Origin of the sequence: Bradyrhizobium sp. 170, assembly GCF_023101085.1 — a bacterium.
Classification (GTDB): domain Bacteria; phylum Pseudomonadota; class Alphaproteobacteria; order Rhizobiales; family Xanthobacteraceae; genus Bradyrhizobium.
Genome location: NZ_CP064703.1, coordinates 8,840,156 through 8,856,593 on the forward strand (window position 1 = coordinate 8,840,156; position 16,438 = coordinate 8,856,593).

The following is a 16,438-nucleotide window of genomic DNA, read 5'->3' on the forward strand; positions in this document are numbered from 1 at the left end:
ATGGCGACGCCGGGCGCACCATCGGCTGCCGTTCCGGGTCTCCGCCGGAACATGGTGACGATCTGCGCCATGACGGCGACCATCATGCAGGCGCTGGACACCACCATTGCCAACGTCGCCCTGCCGTACATGCAGGGCACGCTGTCGGCCTCTCAGGACCAGATCAACTGGGTCCTGACCTCCTACATCGTCGCCGCCGCGATCATGACCGCGCCTGTGGGATGGATCGCCAACCGCTTCGGCCGCAAGCGCATCTTCATCATCTGCTCGGCCGGCTTCACCATTGCTTCCGTGATGTGCGGGCTGGCGCAGGACATCGGCCAGATGGTGGTGTTTCGGTTGTTGCAGGGCGTCTTCGGGGCAGCGCTGGTGCCGCTGTCGCAGGCGGTGATGCTCGACTCCTACGCGCTGCATGAGCGCGCCAAGGCGATGGCGATCTGGGGTATGGGCGTGATGATGGGGCCGATCATGGGCCCGTCGCTGGGCGCCTGGCTCACCGAGACCTATTCCTGGCACTGGGTGTTCTTCGTCAACCTGCCGTTCGGCGTCTTTACCGTGCTCGGCCTCATTATCTTCATGGACGAGACGAAGAAGGCCCTCGAGCTGCGCTTCGACTGGTTCGGCTTCACCGCGCTCGCAATCGCCATCGGCTCGCTGCAGCTGGCGCTCGACCGCGGCGAGCAGCTCGGCTGGCTGGAATCCAACGAGATCATCGCAGAATTCATCATCGCCGGCATCGGCTTCTACTATTTCCTCGCGCATTCGCTGACGACGCCGCAGCCGTTCATCCAGTTCGCACTGTTCAAGGACAAGAATTTCGTCGCCGGCTGCGTGTTCATGGCCGTGATGGGGCTGGTGCTATTTTCCACCATGGCCCTTTCCTCGCCGTTCCTGCAGAACGTGATCGGCTATCCCATCATCACGGCAGGCCTTCTGCTGGCGAGCCGCGGTTGCGGCACGTTCGTGGCGATGATGCTGGTCGGCCGCATGATGAACCATATCGAGGCACGAACGCTGATCATCGCAGGCCTCGGCATCACCTGCCTGTCGCTGTTCTACATGACCGGCTGGACCGACCAGACCGGCGTGACAGAGATCGTGATCATCAGCGTGGTCCAGGGCTTTGGTTTCGGCCTGGTGTTCGTGCCGCTCTCCACGGTGGCGTTCCTGACGCTGCCCGATCATCTGCGCACCGACGGCACCTCGATGCTGACCCTGATGCGCAACGTCGCGAGCTCGATCGGGATCTCGCTCGTGATCTCGCAACTGACGCAGGGCACGCGCTACAGCTACGCGGTCCTGTCGGAGCACATCAATCCGTTCAATCACGCCCTGCAGATGCCCGAGGTGCGCGGCCTGATCGATCTCGCCACCGACAAGGGCCGCGCCATGGCTGATATGATGGTCAAGGTGCAGGCGCAGATCATCGCGTTCTCGTACGACTACCAGATGGTGATGATCTTCACCGCCTGCGCGATTCCGCTTGCCATCATGATCGGCTCGACCAAGGCGACGCTGCGCGAACAGTCGGCCGCGCCGGATCATGCGGTGATGGAGTAGAACTTTTCGCCGCGAATTTTCTCCGCTTCGAAGCTAGTTTATTCCTCCACCAGTTCCTTGCTGAGCACCGTCCGCCACTCGCTCGGATCCGTGCTCGCCTCCGGACCGACGTCGTAGGATTCATAAAGACCATCCACGGTTCGGTGTCCCGCGGCCTTGATCATGCCGATGAATTCGCCCCACGCACCACCGAGGCTTTCGTAGCCGCCATGATAGGTGGTCTGGACGATATTCATGGCAGACCACTGTCCTGGCTTCACGCGATTTGCCGGCGCGACGGGTGCGGCGACGGGCAGGCATATCTCGAAATCGAAAATCTCACCGGGATTGCGAAGGTGGTGAGTGAACCAAGGGCCGACGATCGCAACGTTCTGCGCGGCGACGGCGGCCTTTAGTTCAGCAAGGCCGGGTCCCATGACCTTGCGAATGTCTTCGCGCGGAACCTTGATCGGAATCAAGGCCGTGAGTTGCGGCTTGGTTTGAAGGACGCGAAGCGGTTCGATCACGGCTGGTCTCCGGATTTGAGATGGTAGAGTGAAACGAGCGTTCTCGCGCGTTTCACTCGGCGGACGTAGAGCGCGGTGCATGCGTCGCTGATGGGGCGCTGCTTATGATTTGAGAGTTGTCTCAAGCCGCGCGTAGCTCGCTTCCATTCCATCCTCCATGCCGGTCGCCAGCATCGTGGCGCGCGTCGCTGCATCAGGCAACGTCATCCGCATGGTCATCAGCGTGCCGGTGCCGTCGGGTGCAAAATTTGTTTCGACATGATTGTCCGGTGTCGGGTCAGGCAGATGCATCCGTTCGACGTGAACGAGCCGGCTGAACGGCACCGTCTCAATAAACTCTCCGGTCAGGTAGAAGCCGCCACCCTTGCCGTCGCTCCATTCGTACCGGATCTTGCCGCCGGGGCGCGCCTCGTTGATGCAGACCGGCATCGTCCAGCCCTCCGGACCGAGCAGCCACTTCTGGATCAGCGCGGGTTCGGTATGCGCGCGATACACAGCCTCTGGCGCGGCGGCGAACTGCCTGGTTACAACGACGTTGGTGTCGCCTTCGGTCTTCAACGTCAACTTGCTCATCGGACTGCCTTTCACTCTTCGGTTTTCATGGCGGCCAGAACGTCGTCCAACCGGTTGTAGTTCGCCGTCAGGGTCTGTCGCAGCATCCCGAGCCATTCGTCGATCTCGGCAACGGCCGTCGGCGCCAGCCGGCACGGCCGCTTCGTGCCTTCGACACGCCGGAGGATGAGACCTGCGCCTTCGAGCACCTTGAGGTGTCGGGAGATGGCGGGTTGCGTCATCTCGAACGGCTGGGCCAGTTCCATGACGGTTGCCTCGCCCAACGCGAGACGCGCCAGGATCGCCCGACGCGTTGGGTCAGCCAGTGCGGAAAAGGCAGCGTCCAGGTTCGACATCGTATATCTCGTATCAGTTATATAACTAACTTATTATATAACTGATAACGATTGTCAACCCGAGATTCCGAGCGATTACCTTGCCGCCGCGACGATGCGCTTCGCCCCTTCGAGTGCGCGCCGGGCCCGCGCCTCAGCACCCACCGTCCGCGCGAGCGTCGCGGTCGGGACCTCGATGCTGATGGCGATATCCGGCGGCATGGAGCGCGCCAGCGAAACAAGATCGAGGCCGCCCTCTCCGGGAAACATCCGCTCGTTGCGAGCGGCGTGGATCATTTCCTCTGGTGTCGCCGGCCGTTCGGCCGGGGCGTCGCATAATTGCCAATAGTGAAGCTTGCCGGCGGGGATCCTTGCGATGTCGACGACCGAGCTTTGCGACCGGTCGAAATGCAGGGCATCGACGAGAACCCCGGCATTTGCTTGCGCAACCCGTTCGACGATTCGTCTGGCAGTCTCCAGATCAGGCACGGTCGTCCATGGCATGAACTCGAGATCCGCCGTCAATCCATAGGGCGCAGCAGCCTCGCAAAATCCGGCAAAGCGATCCGCAAACCGGTCCAGATCGGGATCGTATGCCGCGACCAGAATATGCTTTGCGCGGAGACGCGCACCCGCTTCGAAAAACGCGGAGAAGGCAGCGATCTCCGTTTCAGGCCGGATGGCGACCACCTCCAGGTCCGCGACGGTCACGCCGGTCGCATCCAACCGCGCGATGGTTTCCCGCATGGCCGCGTCATCTTCCATCAGCGGATAGGCAACGCCTCCAGGCATCGCCGGCAGAAGACGGAGTCCGACGTGGTCGTAGCCGCAGGCGGTGGCGACGTCGATCAATTCGAGTGGTGCAAGTTCGAGCGCGGTAAGCGCGGCAAGGGAGAACGACGGCATCATTCGACACTCGTAATGCGGCCATCAAGCGCGAAGGTGCGCCGCGCCTGGAATACGCGTGTCGCAAGAAACCCGCTGGCGGTTACGCGCTTCGTCGTGTGCCCGCGCGTCAGCCAATGGCGATAATCGGTCAGGTCTTTTCGCTCAACGTCGCTCCAGATGGCCAGAAAACCTGCTCCGCGCATCGCCTGCCCTCTGTTATCGGGCGGGTTCTACCCCGCTGCACATCAGCGTAGCGCTTGGCCGTGATCGCGTCGAATGCATTTCCAGTCACGGCAATCGCGCCGGCGTTGCGTTATGGTGGCGATATGCTCTGCTTGGCCTGCAGGCTCAACCACATGCCGCCAAGCGACAGCACGCCGCCGATCAGATGGATCATGGTCGGCGCCTCGCCAAGAAAGAGCATTGACAGCACGGCGCTGACGATCGGCCCGAGATAGAGGCTGAGGGAGGTCGACACCGCGCCGAATTTCGAGCCGAGATAAGCATAGGCCGAATAGGCAAAAAGGCCGGGGACGAGCCCAGCGAAGAGATAGACCAGCGCCGCACGCCCGCTGAACGCGGCGGCAGGCACAGACCACATTTCGTGGACGGCGAACGGCAGCGAGAACAGCGCGCCTGCGGCCGCGAACAGGCCGATCCGCGCCAGAAAGCTCACGCCGCTGCCCACACGGTTCTGCAGCAGGGTGTACCCCGCCCAACCCAGCATCGCCATCAGTGCGAGCAGATCGCCGGGCGCCACGCCGGCCCCGACGGCGGCTTGCCCCCTGGTAATGATCAACGCGGCGCCCGCCAGCGACAGCAGCACGCCGATGATCTGGCGTCGATGGATGGGTTCCTGGCCCGACACGAAAGAAAACAGCAGTACCACGAGCGGCGCGAGTGACATGATCAGCGCCAGGTTGATCGCTGAGGTCGTGACACCGGCGACATAGACCGGGCCGCCGCAGACGAACATGCCGAGGAAACCAGCCACGATGATGCCGGGCGTCTGCCCGTTCAACACGCCGGGCTTTTCGCGCAGCGCCATCACGACAGCCGGCAGCAGGCCGAGCGCCACAATGCTCCAGCGAAAGAAGGCGATCGAGAACGGCGGAACGCTCCCGGCAACGCCGCGCGCCAGAATCATGTTGGAGACCTGCGCGGTTGCCACCAGCAGAAAGCCGAGCAGGCCCAGCACTTCGCGTGCCCTGCTGGCGGCTTCCTTGGGTTCGATCATGTTCAATCCGGTGCTGGCGTCTCTGGCGACGAACAGGAGCCTAACCCGCCAGCTTACCGGCAGCTATAGCTCGAAGCCTGCTTTGCATCCCCATTGCCGTTCCACGTCGTCCGCAGCGGATAGACGCAGACGGGATGGCGGCGACGTCGATCAATTCGAGCGGTGCAAGTTCGAGCGCGGTAAGCGCGGCAAAGGAGAACGACGGCATCATTCGACACTCCCGATGCGGACATCGAGCGCATCGGACACGGCGATATAGGCAAACGCGATCGCCGGTCCGAGCGTGATTCCCGGTCCGGGGTAGGTTCCGCCCATGATCGACTGCATGTCATTTCCGCAAGCGTAGAGGCCGGCAATGGGCCGATTGCCGACATCGAGAACGCGGGCAGCCTCGTCCGTGACAAGTCCGGACGAGGTGCCGATATCGGAAGGATAAAGCCGCACCGCGTAGAAGGGGGCCGTCGCGATAGGGCCAAGGTTGGGATTGGCCCCACCCGCAGACGCATCGCCGTTGTGATGTTGATACACCGTGCTTCCCCTGCCGAATTCGGGATCACGGCCAGTTTGCGCATAGAAGTTCATCCTGTCGACCGTCTCGCGCAATTGACCGGGATCGATGTTCAATTGCAGCTCAAGCTGCTCGATGGTGTCGGCGGCAGAGAGATAGCCGTCGGCGACAGCGCCTCTCACGCCCCAGCCACCGGGCCGCACCATGCCAAGACCATATTTCCGGACTGAAACCGCATCCGCGATCAGAAAGGCCGGGATGGCCGATTTTCCCTTCGCCAACATCTCCAGCGCAAACTGGTGATAGGAGATCGCCTCATTGACGAACCGACGCCCGTTGCTGTCGACAACCAGGGTGCCCGGTTTGGCACGGTCGAGCACGAAGTGCGGAAAGACCGCTTGTGATCCGTCGCGCCGCCGCCGGATCGATGCGGGCGCCCAGAACGCAGCGCTGACATCCCGCACGCTGAGCCGCGCACCGATCTCGAGGGCCTTGTCCTGCGCATCACCGCTCGAGCCCGGCGCAACGGACGACCAGCCGGCCTCGGTTCCAAGCGCCGCGAGACGCCGCTCGGCATGGCGGTTGAACCCACCTCCCGCCAAGATCAGCGCGGCATTGACGCCGATCTCCCGCGATACTCCCTCCGAAGTCAAACTTGCGGCAGTAACGGCACCGTCGGATTCCCGGATGATCTTCGCGAGCGACGCGCCCGTCAGGATATCCACGTCGTGACGCATCAAGGAATACAGCAGCCGGCCGATCAGGGCATTGCCCATCACGAGCCGTGTGCCTCTGCCATGGCTTACTCTGTCGCGCGCATAACGCGCAACCAGCCGTGTGGAATGCAGCAATGATCCGATCGATTTCGTCGACGACAACAGGTGACCGATATCAGCCCTGTCGACCATCATTCCGCCAAGCAGCGTGAACTCCGGCAATGGCGGACGAACCAGCTTGAACGCCTCGCCAAGCAACCGCCCGTCGAATGGGTACGGCTCCAGCGCGCGCCCGGCGAGCGCAGCACCGGCAAGCTCCGAGCGATAGTCGGGATGACGCGCATAGGCCCGCAATTTCACTTCGGAATGATTTTCCAGAACCTCGACTGCCGCGGGACCTGCCTTCAGGAAGGCTGCGCGCAGCGCAACGTCGGCATGGTTTCCAACGATCTGCTGCAGATATTTTTCGACGTTCGCTGCGCTATCGGTCGCACCGAGCGCCGACGCATGGCGCGTATTGGGGATCCAGATCGATCCCGCCGACAGCGCGGAGGTACCGCCGACGAACCCGGTCTTCTCGACCAGCAGCGTTTTCGCGCCTCGAATGGCGGAAAAAAGCGCAGCCGACATGCCGGCCGCTCCGGCGCCGATTACGACGACGTCGTAACCGGGCGAGACCTCGGACAATCCACGGCGGCGCAAGGACAGCTACCGGCAGCTAAAGCTTGAAGCCTGCTTTGCATCCCCGTTGCCGCTCCACGTCGTCCGCAGCGGATAGACGCAGACGGGATAGCTGACGCTGTTGTCGCGCGACGTCAGCAGGATTTCACCCGGCGCCGTGCCTTCCTCGACCCAGTCCACCAGTGCGGTGAAGAACTGGTCCTGCTCGCGCGTCGGCGTCTGGTTGGCATTGCCGGGCAGTTTCGGCAGCGGCACGGTGTCGTTCTTGCCACCGACCGTGTAGGCCCGGCCCTGCGAAGAGTGCGCCGAACCCGGCAGCAGGTACATCCGCATGAACTTCTGCACCTCGGCGTGTCCGCCCATCGCCGCCACCACGCGCTCGTGATAATTGATGTTGCCGGCAGGCGGGATCGCGTCGTCGACCAGACCGGTATAGACGACGACCTTGCGGCCGAGCTCGCGCAGCTTCCCGAGATCGGCCTTGTCCGTGATGAGGTCGCTGAACAGCGTCGGCTGCAACGCGACGCCCTTGTTCACGGCGTCGGCGAGCCCGGCGTAATCCAGCTCCAGCCATTTGTTGCGCACATTGGTCGATGCGTTCGTGATCGGCGCGCCTGATGAGGTGCTGGCGTCGGGCGCGTAGCTGACATCCTGCAGCGCCAACGCCACACCGTAGGCGGAAGCACTGGTGATCAGGGTACCGATGGCGGTGCTCTTGGTGAAGGTCCACCAGAGCTGGTTCTTGCCAAGCGATTTGCCGGACCGCGCGTCGGCGCTTTGGGCAACGTCGAAACTTCCATCGCTGGTGGCGCCGTACCAGATCCTGTTCAGCGCGTTCGCCTCCTTGAGGCTCATGCAGACCGCGGCGTCGGCATTGCTTCCGGTCACACCCTCGCCGGCAACGCCGGCGCACAGCATGTCGGCGTCACGCGCGGGATTGTAGTCGCAGGCAAAGGGATCGAGCAGGAAACCAAGCCCCGCCTTGTCGCAGGCGGCAACCGCGCGCTTGTTGGCGGCGGCGACCTTGGCGGCGAAGGCTGTGGCCTCCGCCTTGTTCGCCGAGGTGAAGCCGAGTTCGGTCTTCATCACGATCTGCGGATAGAGTCCGGCCGTTCCGAATTTCGCGATGCTCAGCGCCGGCTGCGCGATCATGTAGCCGTCGTAGAGCTCCGGATATTCCTGCACGAGCTTCATGCCCTGCCGGCCGCCCTGCGAATGGCCGTCATAGTAGGCATATTTCGGCGCCTTGCCGTAATAGAGGTTGACCAGCGCTTTGGTCTTGACGGCCTGCTCGACCATGGCTCGCACCGAGAAATCACGCAGCGATTCCACGTTGACCTTGCCGTCGGACAGAAACGCGAACGAGCCATCCTGGTACCAGGGCTGGCCCGCGTCCGTGGTGCCGGACGCGTAGCCGATATTGGCGTTGACGATGGCCGGCACCTTGCTGCCGATCTTGTCCGCATAACGATGGCCGCCGCCGACCCATCCGCCGCCGCCATAGTTGCGGATGCGCTCGTTCCAGTTGGCGTGCGTCGGCAGCCAGACCTCGATGCCGATACCTTCGGAATAGGAGCGCGCATTCTTGTCCTTTTCCGCCGTGGCGCCGGGGCCGACCAGCAGCTTCACCAGACACAGATCGGCCGCCGCCGTCACCGGCTGTGGCGCATCGATCGCCTTCAATTCCTCACCCTTCTTCACCAGCCGAACCGCGACGACCGACGTATCGGCATCCGGGCGAAAGGCCGTCTTGATGCCGTCATCGCAGGAAAGCGTATCGGCTAACGCCGGCGTCAGATGGCAGCAGGCGGCCAACAGCAGCGCCGCGGAGATATTCGTTCCTCGCGTGATCGACATCGTTTCACTTCCCTTTTGGTTTTCTTGTTGTGCAAGTCAGGCCCTGGGCATGGTCAGCGGCCGCGATTCCCGGGTTTGGGCCGCGAGCCTGATCGCGGCGTTGGCGGCGCCGAAGCCGTGATAGTTGCGCCGTTCGACGATCTCGAAGAAGAACCGCTCGTCGAAGGCGTGGGTGTAGACCTGGAAGAACTCGCCGTCGCCTTCGCGGTCGTAGAGAATCTGGTTGTCGCGAAGCGCGGTCATGGTCGCGGCGTCGAGGCCGTATTTGGCTTCGATGTCGTCGTAGTAATTGTCGGGGATCTTCAGGAAGTCCGCGCCGCGCGCGCGCATGTCGGCAACCGCAGCGAAGATATCGCGGCAGGAGAACGCGACGTGCTGCACGCCGGAGCCGAAGAATTCGTGGATGAAACGGGCCGACAGCGTGCGGGTGGCCGACGAACCGTTGAGCACCACGCGCAGGCTCTGATTGCCATTGATCAGCGCCTGGCTCTGCACGAGGCCAACCGGGTCCGCGATCTCCATCTGCGGCAGGCGCTCCAGATCGAGAATGCCGGTATAGAACAACAGCCACGACAGCATCTCATCATAAGGCATCGACTGCGAGATGTGATCAACGGCATCGAGCCGATCGGTCGCCGCATCGCTGCGCAGCAGATCGAAATCGAGGTCCCAGTTCTTGCCGGCCTGTTCCAGGAAATACAGCAGGCTGCCGCCGACGCCGCGGATTGCCGGAATCTCGAGTTCGCCTGGCCCGACCGGCTGGTAGAAGGTCCGCGCCTGAAGCGCCTCCGCCCGCGCCATGGTCCTGCCGGCGTCATCCACATCAATGGCGATGGCGCAGACGCCGGGGCCGTGCGCGACAAAGTGCGAATGCGCGAAGCCATCAGGCTCGCAATTGATCACGAGATCAATATGGCCCTGCGACCAGCGTTCGACATCCTTGCTGCGATGAGCGCCGGTCTTGCGAAAGCCGAGTTGGCCGAACAGCGCGGCGAGGTCGCTGGCCTTCTCTTCACTGACGGCGAACTCGATGAAGCCGACGCCGCGGCTGCGAGCCTTCGGCTGCAGCGGCATCGCAGGAGCTCCGGACGCGGCGCCGCGGACGTCATCCTCGAGCAGAATCAGGGAGCGCAGCCCGTCGGTCGCCGTACGGACTGCAGAGCCGGCGCGAAACTGGTCGTTGAATATTTCCAGCGACAGCGGCCCCGCATAGCCGGTGGCGAGCACGGCTTCCACGAACTGCGCGACCGGCAGGTCGCCCTGGCCCGGGAAGCAGCGGAAATGCCGGCTCCAGGACAGCACGTCGAGGCCGAGTTTCGGCGCGTCGGCCAGTTGCAGCAGAAATATCTTGTCGGCCGGGATCGATTGGATCGGCAGCGTCGGAAACGATGGCGCCAGCGCATGAAAACTGTCGAGAATGATGCCGATCGACTTGTGATCGGCGCGCCGTACGATTTCCCAGGCATCGCGATAATCGTTGACGTGACGCCCCCAGGCGAGCGCCTCATAGCCGACGCGCAATCCGCGCGCGGCGGCCCGGTCACCCAGTTCGCGGAAATCGGCAGCCGCGCGGTCGATGCCGCCGAGCGAGGCCGGCGAAATATTGCTGCAGATCAGCATCAGATCGGTCTGCAATTCCTGCATCAGGTCAAACTTGCGTTCGGCGCGCGCAAAATTGCGGGTACGCTGCGGCTCCGGCATGCCTTCGAAGTCACGGAATGGCTGGAACGCGCAGATCGAGAGCCCGAGATCCCGGCACATCTGACCGACGTCGCGCGGGCTGCCGCTGAACGAAAGCAGGTCGTTCTCAAAAATCTCGACGGCATCGAAGCCGGCCGCGGCGATCGCGCGCAGCTTTTCATCGAGCGCGCCGCTCAGCGAAACCGTGGCGATCGAGCGCTTGTTCATGCGGCCGTCTCCGTCATGGCACCGCCCAGGAACAATTGCCCGATGCGGGGATCGTTCAGCACGCGCTGCGCGGTGTCGACGAGTCGGGTCTGGCCGAGTTCGAGCACGATGCCGTAATCGGAAATCTCCAGCGCGGAGCGGGCGTTCTGTTCGATCATCAGAATCGATACGCCGCGGTCGCGAAGATCTTTCAGAATGTTGAAGGTCTGCTGCACCATCAGCGGCGAAAGCCCGATTGAAGGCTCATCGATCAGCACCAGTTGCGGATTGAGCAGCAGGCCGCGGGCGACTTCGAGCTGCTTCTGCTCGCCGCCCGACAGCGTCGACGCCTGCTGCGTCGCCTTCGTGCGCAGCACCGGGAATTTGTCGAGCGCCGCCTCGATCCGCTCAGGCAGGTCGGTGATGTCCCGTCCCGCCACGACAGCGCCGAGCTGGATGTTATCGCGCACCGACAGCTCAGGGAAAATATTGCGGCCCTGCGGCACATAGCAGATGCCTGATGTCAGCAACTCGCGCTGGCTTTGCCCGGTGACGTCACGTCCCTTGAATACGACCCTGCCTTCGCGCAGCTTCAACAGGCCGAAGATCGCCTTGAACACGGTGGATTTTCCCGCGCCGTTCGGCCCGATCACGGTGGTGATGGAGCCTGCCGGCACCGAAAAGCTGGTGCCGTTGAGGATCGTCATCTTGCCGTAGCCGCCGACGAGGCCTTGAACATCCAGGATGGTATCGCTCATGGATCGATCCCTCAGTGGCCGAGATAGGCTTCGATGACGGCGGGGTTGGCGCGCACTTCGGCCGGTGTGCCCATCGCCAGCAGCTTGCCTTCCGCCATCACCATCACGCGGGTGCACAGCGACATCACGAATTCCATGTTGTGCTCGATGACGACGAAGGTGGCGCGCTTCTCGCGGTTGATCGCCGCCAGCCGCTCCTTGAGATCGCCGAGCATGGTGAGGTTGACGCCGCCGGCGGGCTCATCGAGCAGCACCAGCCGCGGCCCGCCCATGAACGCCATGGCGGCATCGAGCAGTTTTTGCTGGCCATAGGACAGGCCGCCGGCGGCTTCGGTCGCGAGGTGATCGAGTTTGAAGAAGCCGATCATCTGGTCGGCCGCCGCTGATAATCCGGCGTCGGAGGGGCCGAACAGCCGCGACACCATGTTGCCCTGATGCTCCTGCCCGGCGAGGATCAGGTTCTCCCGCACCGACAGTTTTGGAAACACCTGCAGCAGCTGGAAGGTGCGGCTGACACCGAGACGATTCAATTCGGACGGCCGCAATCCAGTGACGACCTTGCCGTCAACCTTGACCTCGCCATCGGTAGGCGTGAGCTGGCCAAGGATGCAGTTGAACAGCGTGGACTTGCCGCAGCCGTTCGGGCCGATCAGGCCGAGGATCTCCCCCTCCTGCACGTCGAAGCTGACGCCATCGACCGCCTTGATGCCGCCAAAGCTCTTCTTGATGTCGCTGACTTCGAGGACCGCGGTCATGGCGCCGTCTCCAGCCGGGATTTGGCGACCGCGCGCAGCGCCGATGCCGTCTTGGTGCGGCGCTCGGTCAGATAACGGTCGAGAATGCCGAGGATGCCGGTTGGCGAGTAAATCAGCAGCAGCATCACGGCGACCGCGTAGAGCATCAGGTAATAGCCTTGCGTGAAGCGCAGCCACTCCGGCAGCAGCACCGCGATCATGGCGCCCAGGAACGGCCCGAAGAAGAATCCGGAGCCGCCGACGATCACCATCATCAACAGATCGAGCGAGAGCGAGAGGTTGAAGGGAACCGGATCGATATATTGCGTCAGCGGCGCATAGAGCGTTCCGGCGACGCCGCCGAGCGCCGATCCGATCGCGAACGCCATCAGCGTGTAGCGCCGCGTATCGATGCCGAGCGACAGCGCCCGGACCGGATTTTCACGCAGCGCCACGAAGGCGCGGCCCCAGGGCGAGCGGATCAGCCACCACATCGCCAGCGAGACGAGCGCGAGTGAGCCAAGGCAGAAATAATAGAACGGCAGCGGCCGGTTGGTGGCGAAGCCCATAACATTGGGCCGCGGAATGTTGGAGATGCCGTAGATGCCCTTGGTGAGCCAGTCCTCGTTGCGGAACACCAGGAAGGCGAGCGTCGAGAATGCCAGCGTGACGAAGGCAAGGTAGTGATGCTGCACGCGCAGCGCCGGGTAACCCAGGATCCAGCCGATCGCAAAGCACAGCACGATGGCGACGCCCAATGCGGCAACCAGCGGCAAGCCCTGCGCGGTCATGATCGCCGCCGCATAGGCGCCGATGCCGACGAACGCGCCCTGCGCCAGCGAGACCTGGCCGGCATATCCCAGTGTCAGGTTCAATCCCATCGCCGCGATCGTCATCACTGCCCACTGGCTCAGGATGTAGAGGCCGTAGCGGTTGAAGTTCATCGGCACGATGATCAGGGCCGCGATGACGGCGATGCCAAGCGCGATGCGCAGATATTTTCCCGTTGCGGTCATACCGTGCGCTCCTCGGGCCGGCCGAGCAGTCCCTGCGGACGGAACAGGATGATGACAATCAGGAGGATCAGCGGCACGGCGGCGCGGTACTGCGTCGACACATAGGCGGCAGCGAGATTGTCCACCACGCCGATCAAAAGCCCGCCGGCGATGGCGCCGCGCACCTGGTTAAAGCCACCGACGATCGCCGCGATGAACGCCGCCTGCCCGAGCACTTCGCCGGAGGAGAATTTGGCGAGATAGATCGGCGTGATCAGGAGCGAGGCCAGCGCCACCAGAAACGCGTTGATCAGGAACGTCATCAGGATCATGCGTTCGACCGGCACGCCGATGATGCGGGCGACCGTCGGGTTCTGCGCGGTCGCCTGCATCTGATGGCCGATCGAGGTGCGGTTCAGCAGCGCAGTCAGGCCAATCACCACCGCAATCGCAAGCGCGAGCACACCGAGACTCTGCAACGAGACCACCCGGCCAAGGATCGAAACGTCACCGGCCGGCACGATGGAAGGGAAGGGCGACGCCTCCGCGCTGAAGAACTGCTTCACCGCCTCCTTCATGCCGATCGCCAGCGCCATGGTCGCGATCGCCAGCGGCAGCACACCGTGGCGCAGCATCGGGTCGACCAGCAGCAGCTTGAAGCCGAGCCCGAGCAGCAGCAGCGACAGCAGGATGCCGAGAATGATCGCGAGCCAGAACGGCGCCCCCACATGCATCACCGCCAGCATCAGGAACGCCGGCAGCATCACGAATTCGCCCTGCGCGAAATTGATGGTTTGCGATGTCTGCCACAGCAGCGTGAAACCGACCGCGACGAGGGCATAGATCGCCCCGGTCGCAAGGCCTGCCACGAGCAGATCGAGCAGATTGGACATGCTCCTCCCCTCACCCGTCACATGCGGACGGCGTCAATCGTTTCATCATGCTGATCTCGGGGCGCACGTTCGCGCGCACGCCCCGTCGCGGCTCAGTTCAGTTTCGGCAGCACCTGCTTGACGACCTGCTTGCCGTCGACGATCTCGACCAGGAAGCCCTGGCGATCGATGTCGCCCTTCTCGTCGAAGGTCACATCCATCAGGATGCCGGGCTCGCTCGCGGCCTTGATGGTGAGGCCGTGCAGATTGTCGGCGAACGCCTTGGCGTCGACCTTGCCCATCTTCTCGGTGGTGGCCTTGATCATGTAGATCGCGAGGTAGCCCTTCAGCCCGTTATGATCGGGGACGTAATTGTACTTCTTGACGAACTTCTCCCGGAACGCCTTGACCAGATCGACCGGTGCATCGGTCGTAAGACCGACATGGCCGCGCGCGCCGTTCGCGGCATCGCCGGCGAGTTCGACGACCTTCTGGCCGACCAGCGTCGTCTCGCCCATCAGCGGCACGGTGATCGCCTGACGCTTCAGCTCCTTGAGCATCCGCGCGCTTTCTTCCTCGTTGACATAGACGAACACCGCATCGGGCGCCGCAGCCTTGATCTTGCTGACGTCGGCGGCGAAGTCGGCCTGCCCTGCTTCGGTGGAAATATCCGCGGCGACCTTGATGCTGTACTTGGCGAATTCCTTGGTGATGACGTCGCGGCCGCCCTTGCCGAAATCGTTGTTGACCCAGACGATCGCGACCGATTTCGCCTTCAGCTCGTCGTTGATGTATTTGGCGACCTTCGGCATCGAGGATTGCTGGCCGAACGAGGTGCGGAACAGAAACTTGTTGCCGCCTTGCGTCAGTTCGGCCGCTTCGCCACCCATGATCTGCGCGATGCCGGCTTCGGCTGCGAGCGGCGACGTGACCTTGACGGACCCGGAATAGCCGGGCCCAAGCAGGACGTAGGGCTCATTGTCGAGCGCCTTCTGCACCTGCGCGCGCGCAACGCCGGGGTTCGATTGCGAATCCGCATGCGTGACCTCGAGCTTGCGGCCGAGAACGCCACCCTTGGCGTTGATCTCCTCGATCGCGAGGTCGATGCCGTTCTTCCAGTTGGTGCCGACGGTGGCGCCGCCGCCGGACAGTTCGGCGACGTTGGCGAGCTTGATCGGGCCGCCTTGCGCGAACGCGGCTGCGGCCGACACGGTGGCAAGCAGGAGTCCTGCGAAAATTCCAGATCTCATTTCCATCCCCTCTTCTCGTTAAAACAAGCGGCCTTGTGACCGGCCGCGTTCTTTGATTTGAGCATGATTTTTTCGGAAAACCGGTACCCACTTTTCCGGATCATGCTCTAGGCTGCGTTCACTTTAGCGTAGCGTTTGGCCATCACGGCGTCGAATGCATTTCCCATCTCGACGGCCGATGGCTTCAATCCCGTGAACAGTTCGAATGCGTCCGCGGCTTGATAGATCGCAAGCTCGCGCCCGGTCATGACCTCCGCGCCTTTTGCCTTTGCGGCGTTCAACAGCGGTGTCCAGAGCGGTGTGTAGACCGCATCCGCTACCCAAAGGTCCTTGTGCAACAGAGCATCCGGCACCGGCGAGCCGCGGTTCGGCAACATGCCGACCGGCGAGCCGTTGACGATTCCGGTGGCGCCGCTCATCGCGTCCTCGACGCTGTCGGCAGACCTTGCTTCGCCGTGGCTCTTGAGCTGCGCGGCGAGTTGCTCGGCCTTGGCGTGATCGGTGTCGAAAATCCTGATCTCGCTCACGCCGGTCGCCGCCAGTGCGAAGGCGATCGCCTTGCCGACGCCGCCTGCGCCGATCACGGCGACGCGGCTCTGCGCGGGATCCCGGATGAGTTCGGCGACCGCCCGGCCAAACCCTGTTGTGTCGGTGTTGTATCCGATCAGCCGGCCATCCCTGACCACGACCGTGTTGACCGCGCCGATCGCACGCGCCCCCGGCGACAATTCATCGAGCAGGGAAACCACCGCTTCCTTGTACGGAAAGGTGACGTTGACGCCGGCAAAGCCCAGACGGCGCACGCCATCGAGTAGTAGCCGCAATTCTTCGCGGTCAGCGCCCGCAACTTCGATCAGCTGATAATGGCAATGTGCGCCCAGCGCTTCGGCGGCCCGCTCATGCATCGCCGGCGATGCCGAATGCGCAATCGGCGCGCCGATCAGGCCGGTGAGAAAGCGGCGGTCGGCCGGAGCAAGGGGGCGGGCGGCAGGGCTCATGATCTCGTTATCGGTCCCAATGCGCGTTGGCGGCGTCGGTTCGGGATACGCCCCGATCCGCCCAGACGATAGCGTTTTGCCGACCTAACACAATTACCCATTTA

The 16,438-nt window shown here is 63.2% G+C and carries 16 protein-coding genes; 1 reads left to right on the plus strand and 15 read right to left on the minus strand.

All coding sequences use genetic code 11. The features are described from left to right. Nucleotides 1-1,560, plus strand: coding sequence for an MDR family MFS transporter (locus IVB05_RS41745; protein ID WP_247781995.1), 1,560 nt, complete (start codon nt 1-3; stop codon nt 1,558-1,560). Nucleotides 1,561-1,598: 38 nt separating this feature from the next. Here the strand turns inward: IVB05_RS41745 and IVB05_RS41750 are convergent, their stop codons facing one another. From IVB05_RS41750 to IVB05_RS41820, 15 genes are all read right to left on the minus strand, one after another. Beyond that, nucleotides 1,599-2,066, minus strand: coding sequence for a GyrI-like domain-containing protein (locus IVB05_RS41750; RefSeq protein ID WP_247781996.1), 468 nt, complete (start codon nt 2,064-2,066; stop codon nt 1,599-1,601). A 102-nt stretch (nt 2,067-2,168) separates the two neighbouring features. Then, a complete protein-coding gene (locus tag IVB05_RS41755) occupies nt 2,169-2,639 on the minus strand; it encodes an SRPBCC domain-containing protein (RefSeq protein ID WP_247781997.1) in 471 nt (156 codons plus the stop codon). An 11-nt stretch (nt 2,640-2,650) separates the two neighbouring features. Next, nucleotides 2,651-2,974, minus strand: coding sequence for a metalloregulator ArsR/SmtB family transcription factor (locus IVB05_RS41760; protein ID WP_247781998.1), 324 nt, complete (start codon nt 2,972-2,974; stop codon nt 2,651-2,653). A 75-nt stretch (nt 2,975-3,049) separates the two neighbouring features. Next, the gene (locus IVB05_RS41765; RefSeq protein ID WP_247781999.1) at nt 3,050-3,862 is read right to left on the minus strand and encodes a TIM barrel protein; all 813 of its coding nucleotides are present in this window, start codon (nt 3,860-3,862) and stop codon (nt 3,050-3,052) included. Then, nucleotides 3,859-4,044, minus strand: coding sequence for a hypothetical protein (locus IVB05_RS41770; protein ID WP_247782000.1), 186 nt, complete (start codon nt 4,042-4,044; stop codon nt 3,859-3,861). The genes IVB05_RS41765 and IVB05_RS41770 overlap by 4 nt, the downstream gene beginning before the upstream one ends. Before the next feature lie 110 nt (nt 4,045-4,154). Continuing rightward, entirely contained in the window at nt 4,155-5,078 is a 924-nt protein-coding gene (locus tag IVB05_RS41775) for a DMT family transporter (RefSeq protein ID WP_247782001.1), read from the minus strand. A gap of 207 nt (nt 5,079-5,285) precedes the next feature. Continuing rightward, on the minus strand, nt 5,286-7,004 hold the full coding sequence (locus IVB05_RS41780) for an FAD-dependent oxidoreductase (protein ID WP_346771812.1): 1,719 nt from the start codon (nt 7,002-7,004) through the stop codon (nt 5,286-5,288). 6 nt (nt 7,005-7,010) lie between these two features. After that, a complete protein-coding gene (locus IVB05_RS41785) occupies nt 7,011-8,840 on the minus strand; it encodes a tannase/feruloyl esterase family alpha/beta hydrolase (protein WP_247782003.1) in 1,830 nt (609 codons plus the stop codon). 36 nt (nt 8,841-8,876) lie between these two features. Continuing rightward, the gene (locus IVB05_RS41790; protein ID WP_247782004.1) at nt 8,877-10,748 is read right to left on the minus strand and encodes a sugar phosphate isomerase/epimerase and 4-hydroxyphenylpyruvate domain-containing protein; all 1,872 of its coding nucleotides are present in this window, start codon (nt 10,746-10,748) and stop codon (nt 8,877-8,879) included. Next, on the minus strand, nt 10,745-11,485 hold the full coding sequence (locus IVB05_RS41795) for an ABC transporter ATP-binding protein (protein ID WP_247782005.1): 741 nt from the start codon (nt 11,483-11,485) through the stop codon (nt 10,745-10,747). The genes IVB05_RS41790 and IVB05_RS41795 overlap by 4 nt, the downstream gene beginning before the upstream one ends. 11 nt (nt 11,486-11,496) lie before the next feature. Continuing rightward, a complete protein-coding gene (locus IVB05_RS41800; protein ID WP_247782006.1) occupies nt 11,497-12,240 on the minus strand; it encodes an ABC transporter ATP-binding protein in 744 nt (247 codons plus the stop codon). Then, a complete protein-coding gene (locus tag IVB05_RS41805) occupies nt 12,237-13,235 on the minus strand; it encodes a branched-chain amino acid ABC transporter permease (protein WP_247782007.1) in 999 nt (332 codons plus the stop codon). Before IVB05_RS41805 ends, IVB05_RS41800 begins: the two co-directional genes overlap by 4 nt. Beyond that, nucleotides 13,232-14,107, minus strand: coding sequence for a branched-chain amino acid ABC transporter permease (locus IVB05_RS41810; protein ID WP_247782008.1), 876 nt, complete (start codon nt 14,105-14,107; stop codon nt 13,232-13,234). The genes IVB05_RS41805 and IVB05_RS41810 overlap by 4 nt, the downstream gene beginning before the upstream one ends. Nucleotides 14,108-14,199: 92 nt before the next feature. Then, nucleotides 14,200-15,336 (minus strand): ABC transporter substrate-binding protein, encoded by a 1,137-nt coding sequence (locus IVB05_RS41815; RefSeq protein WP_247782009.1) that lies wholly within the window; start codon nt 15,334-15,336, stop codon nt 14,200-14,202. A gap of 107 nt (nt 15,337-15,443) precedes the next feature. After that, the gene (locus IVB05_RS41820; RefSeq protein WP_247782010.1) at nt 15,444-16,334 is read right to left on the minus strand and encodes a shikimate dehydrogenase; all 891 of its coding nucleotides are present in this window, start codon (nt 16,332-16,334) and stop codon (nt 15,444-15,446) included. Between the last annotated feature and the right edge of the window lie 104 nt (nt 16,335-16,438).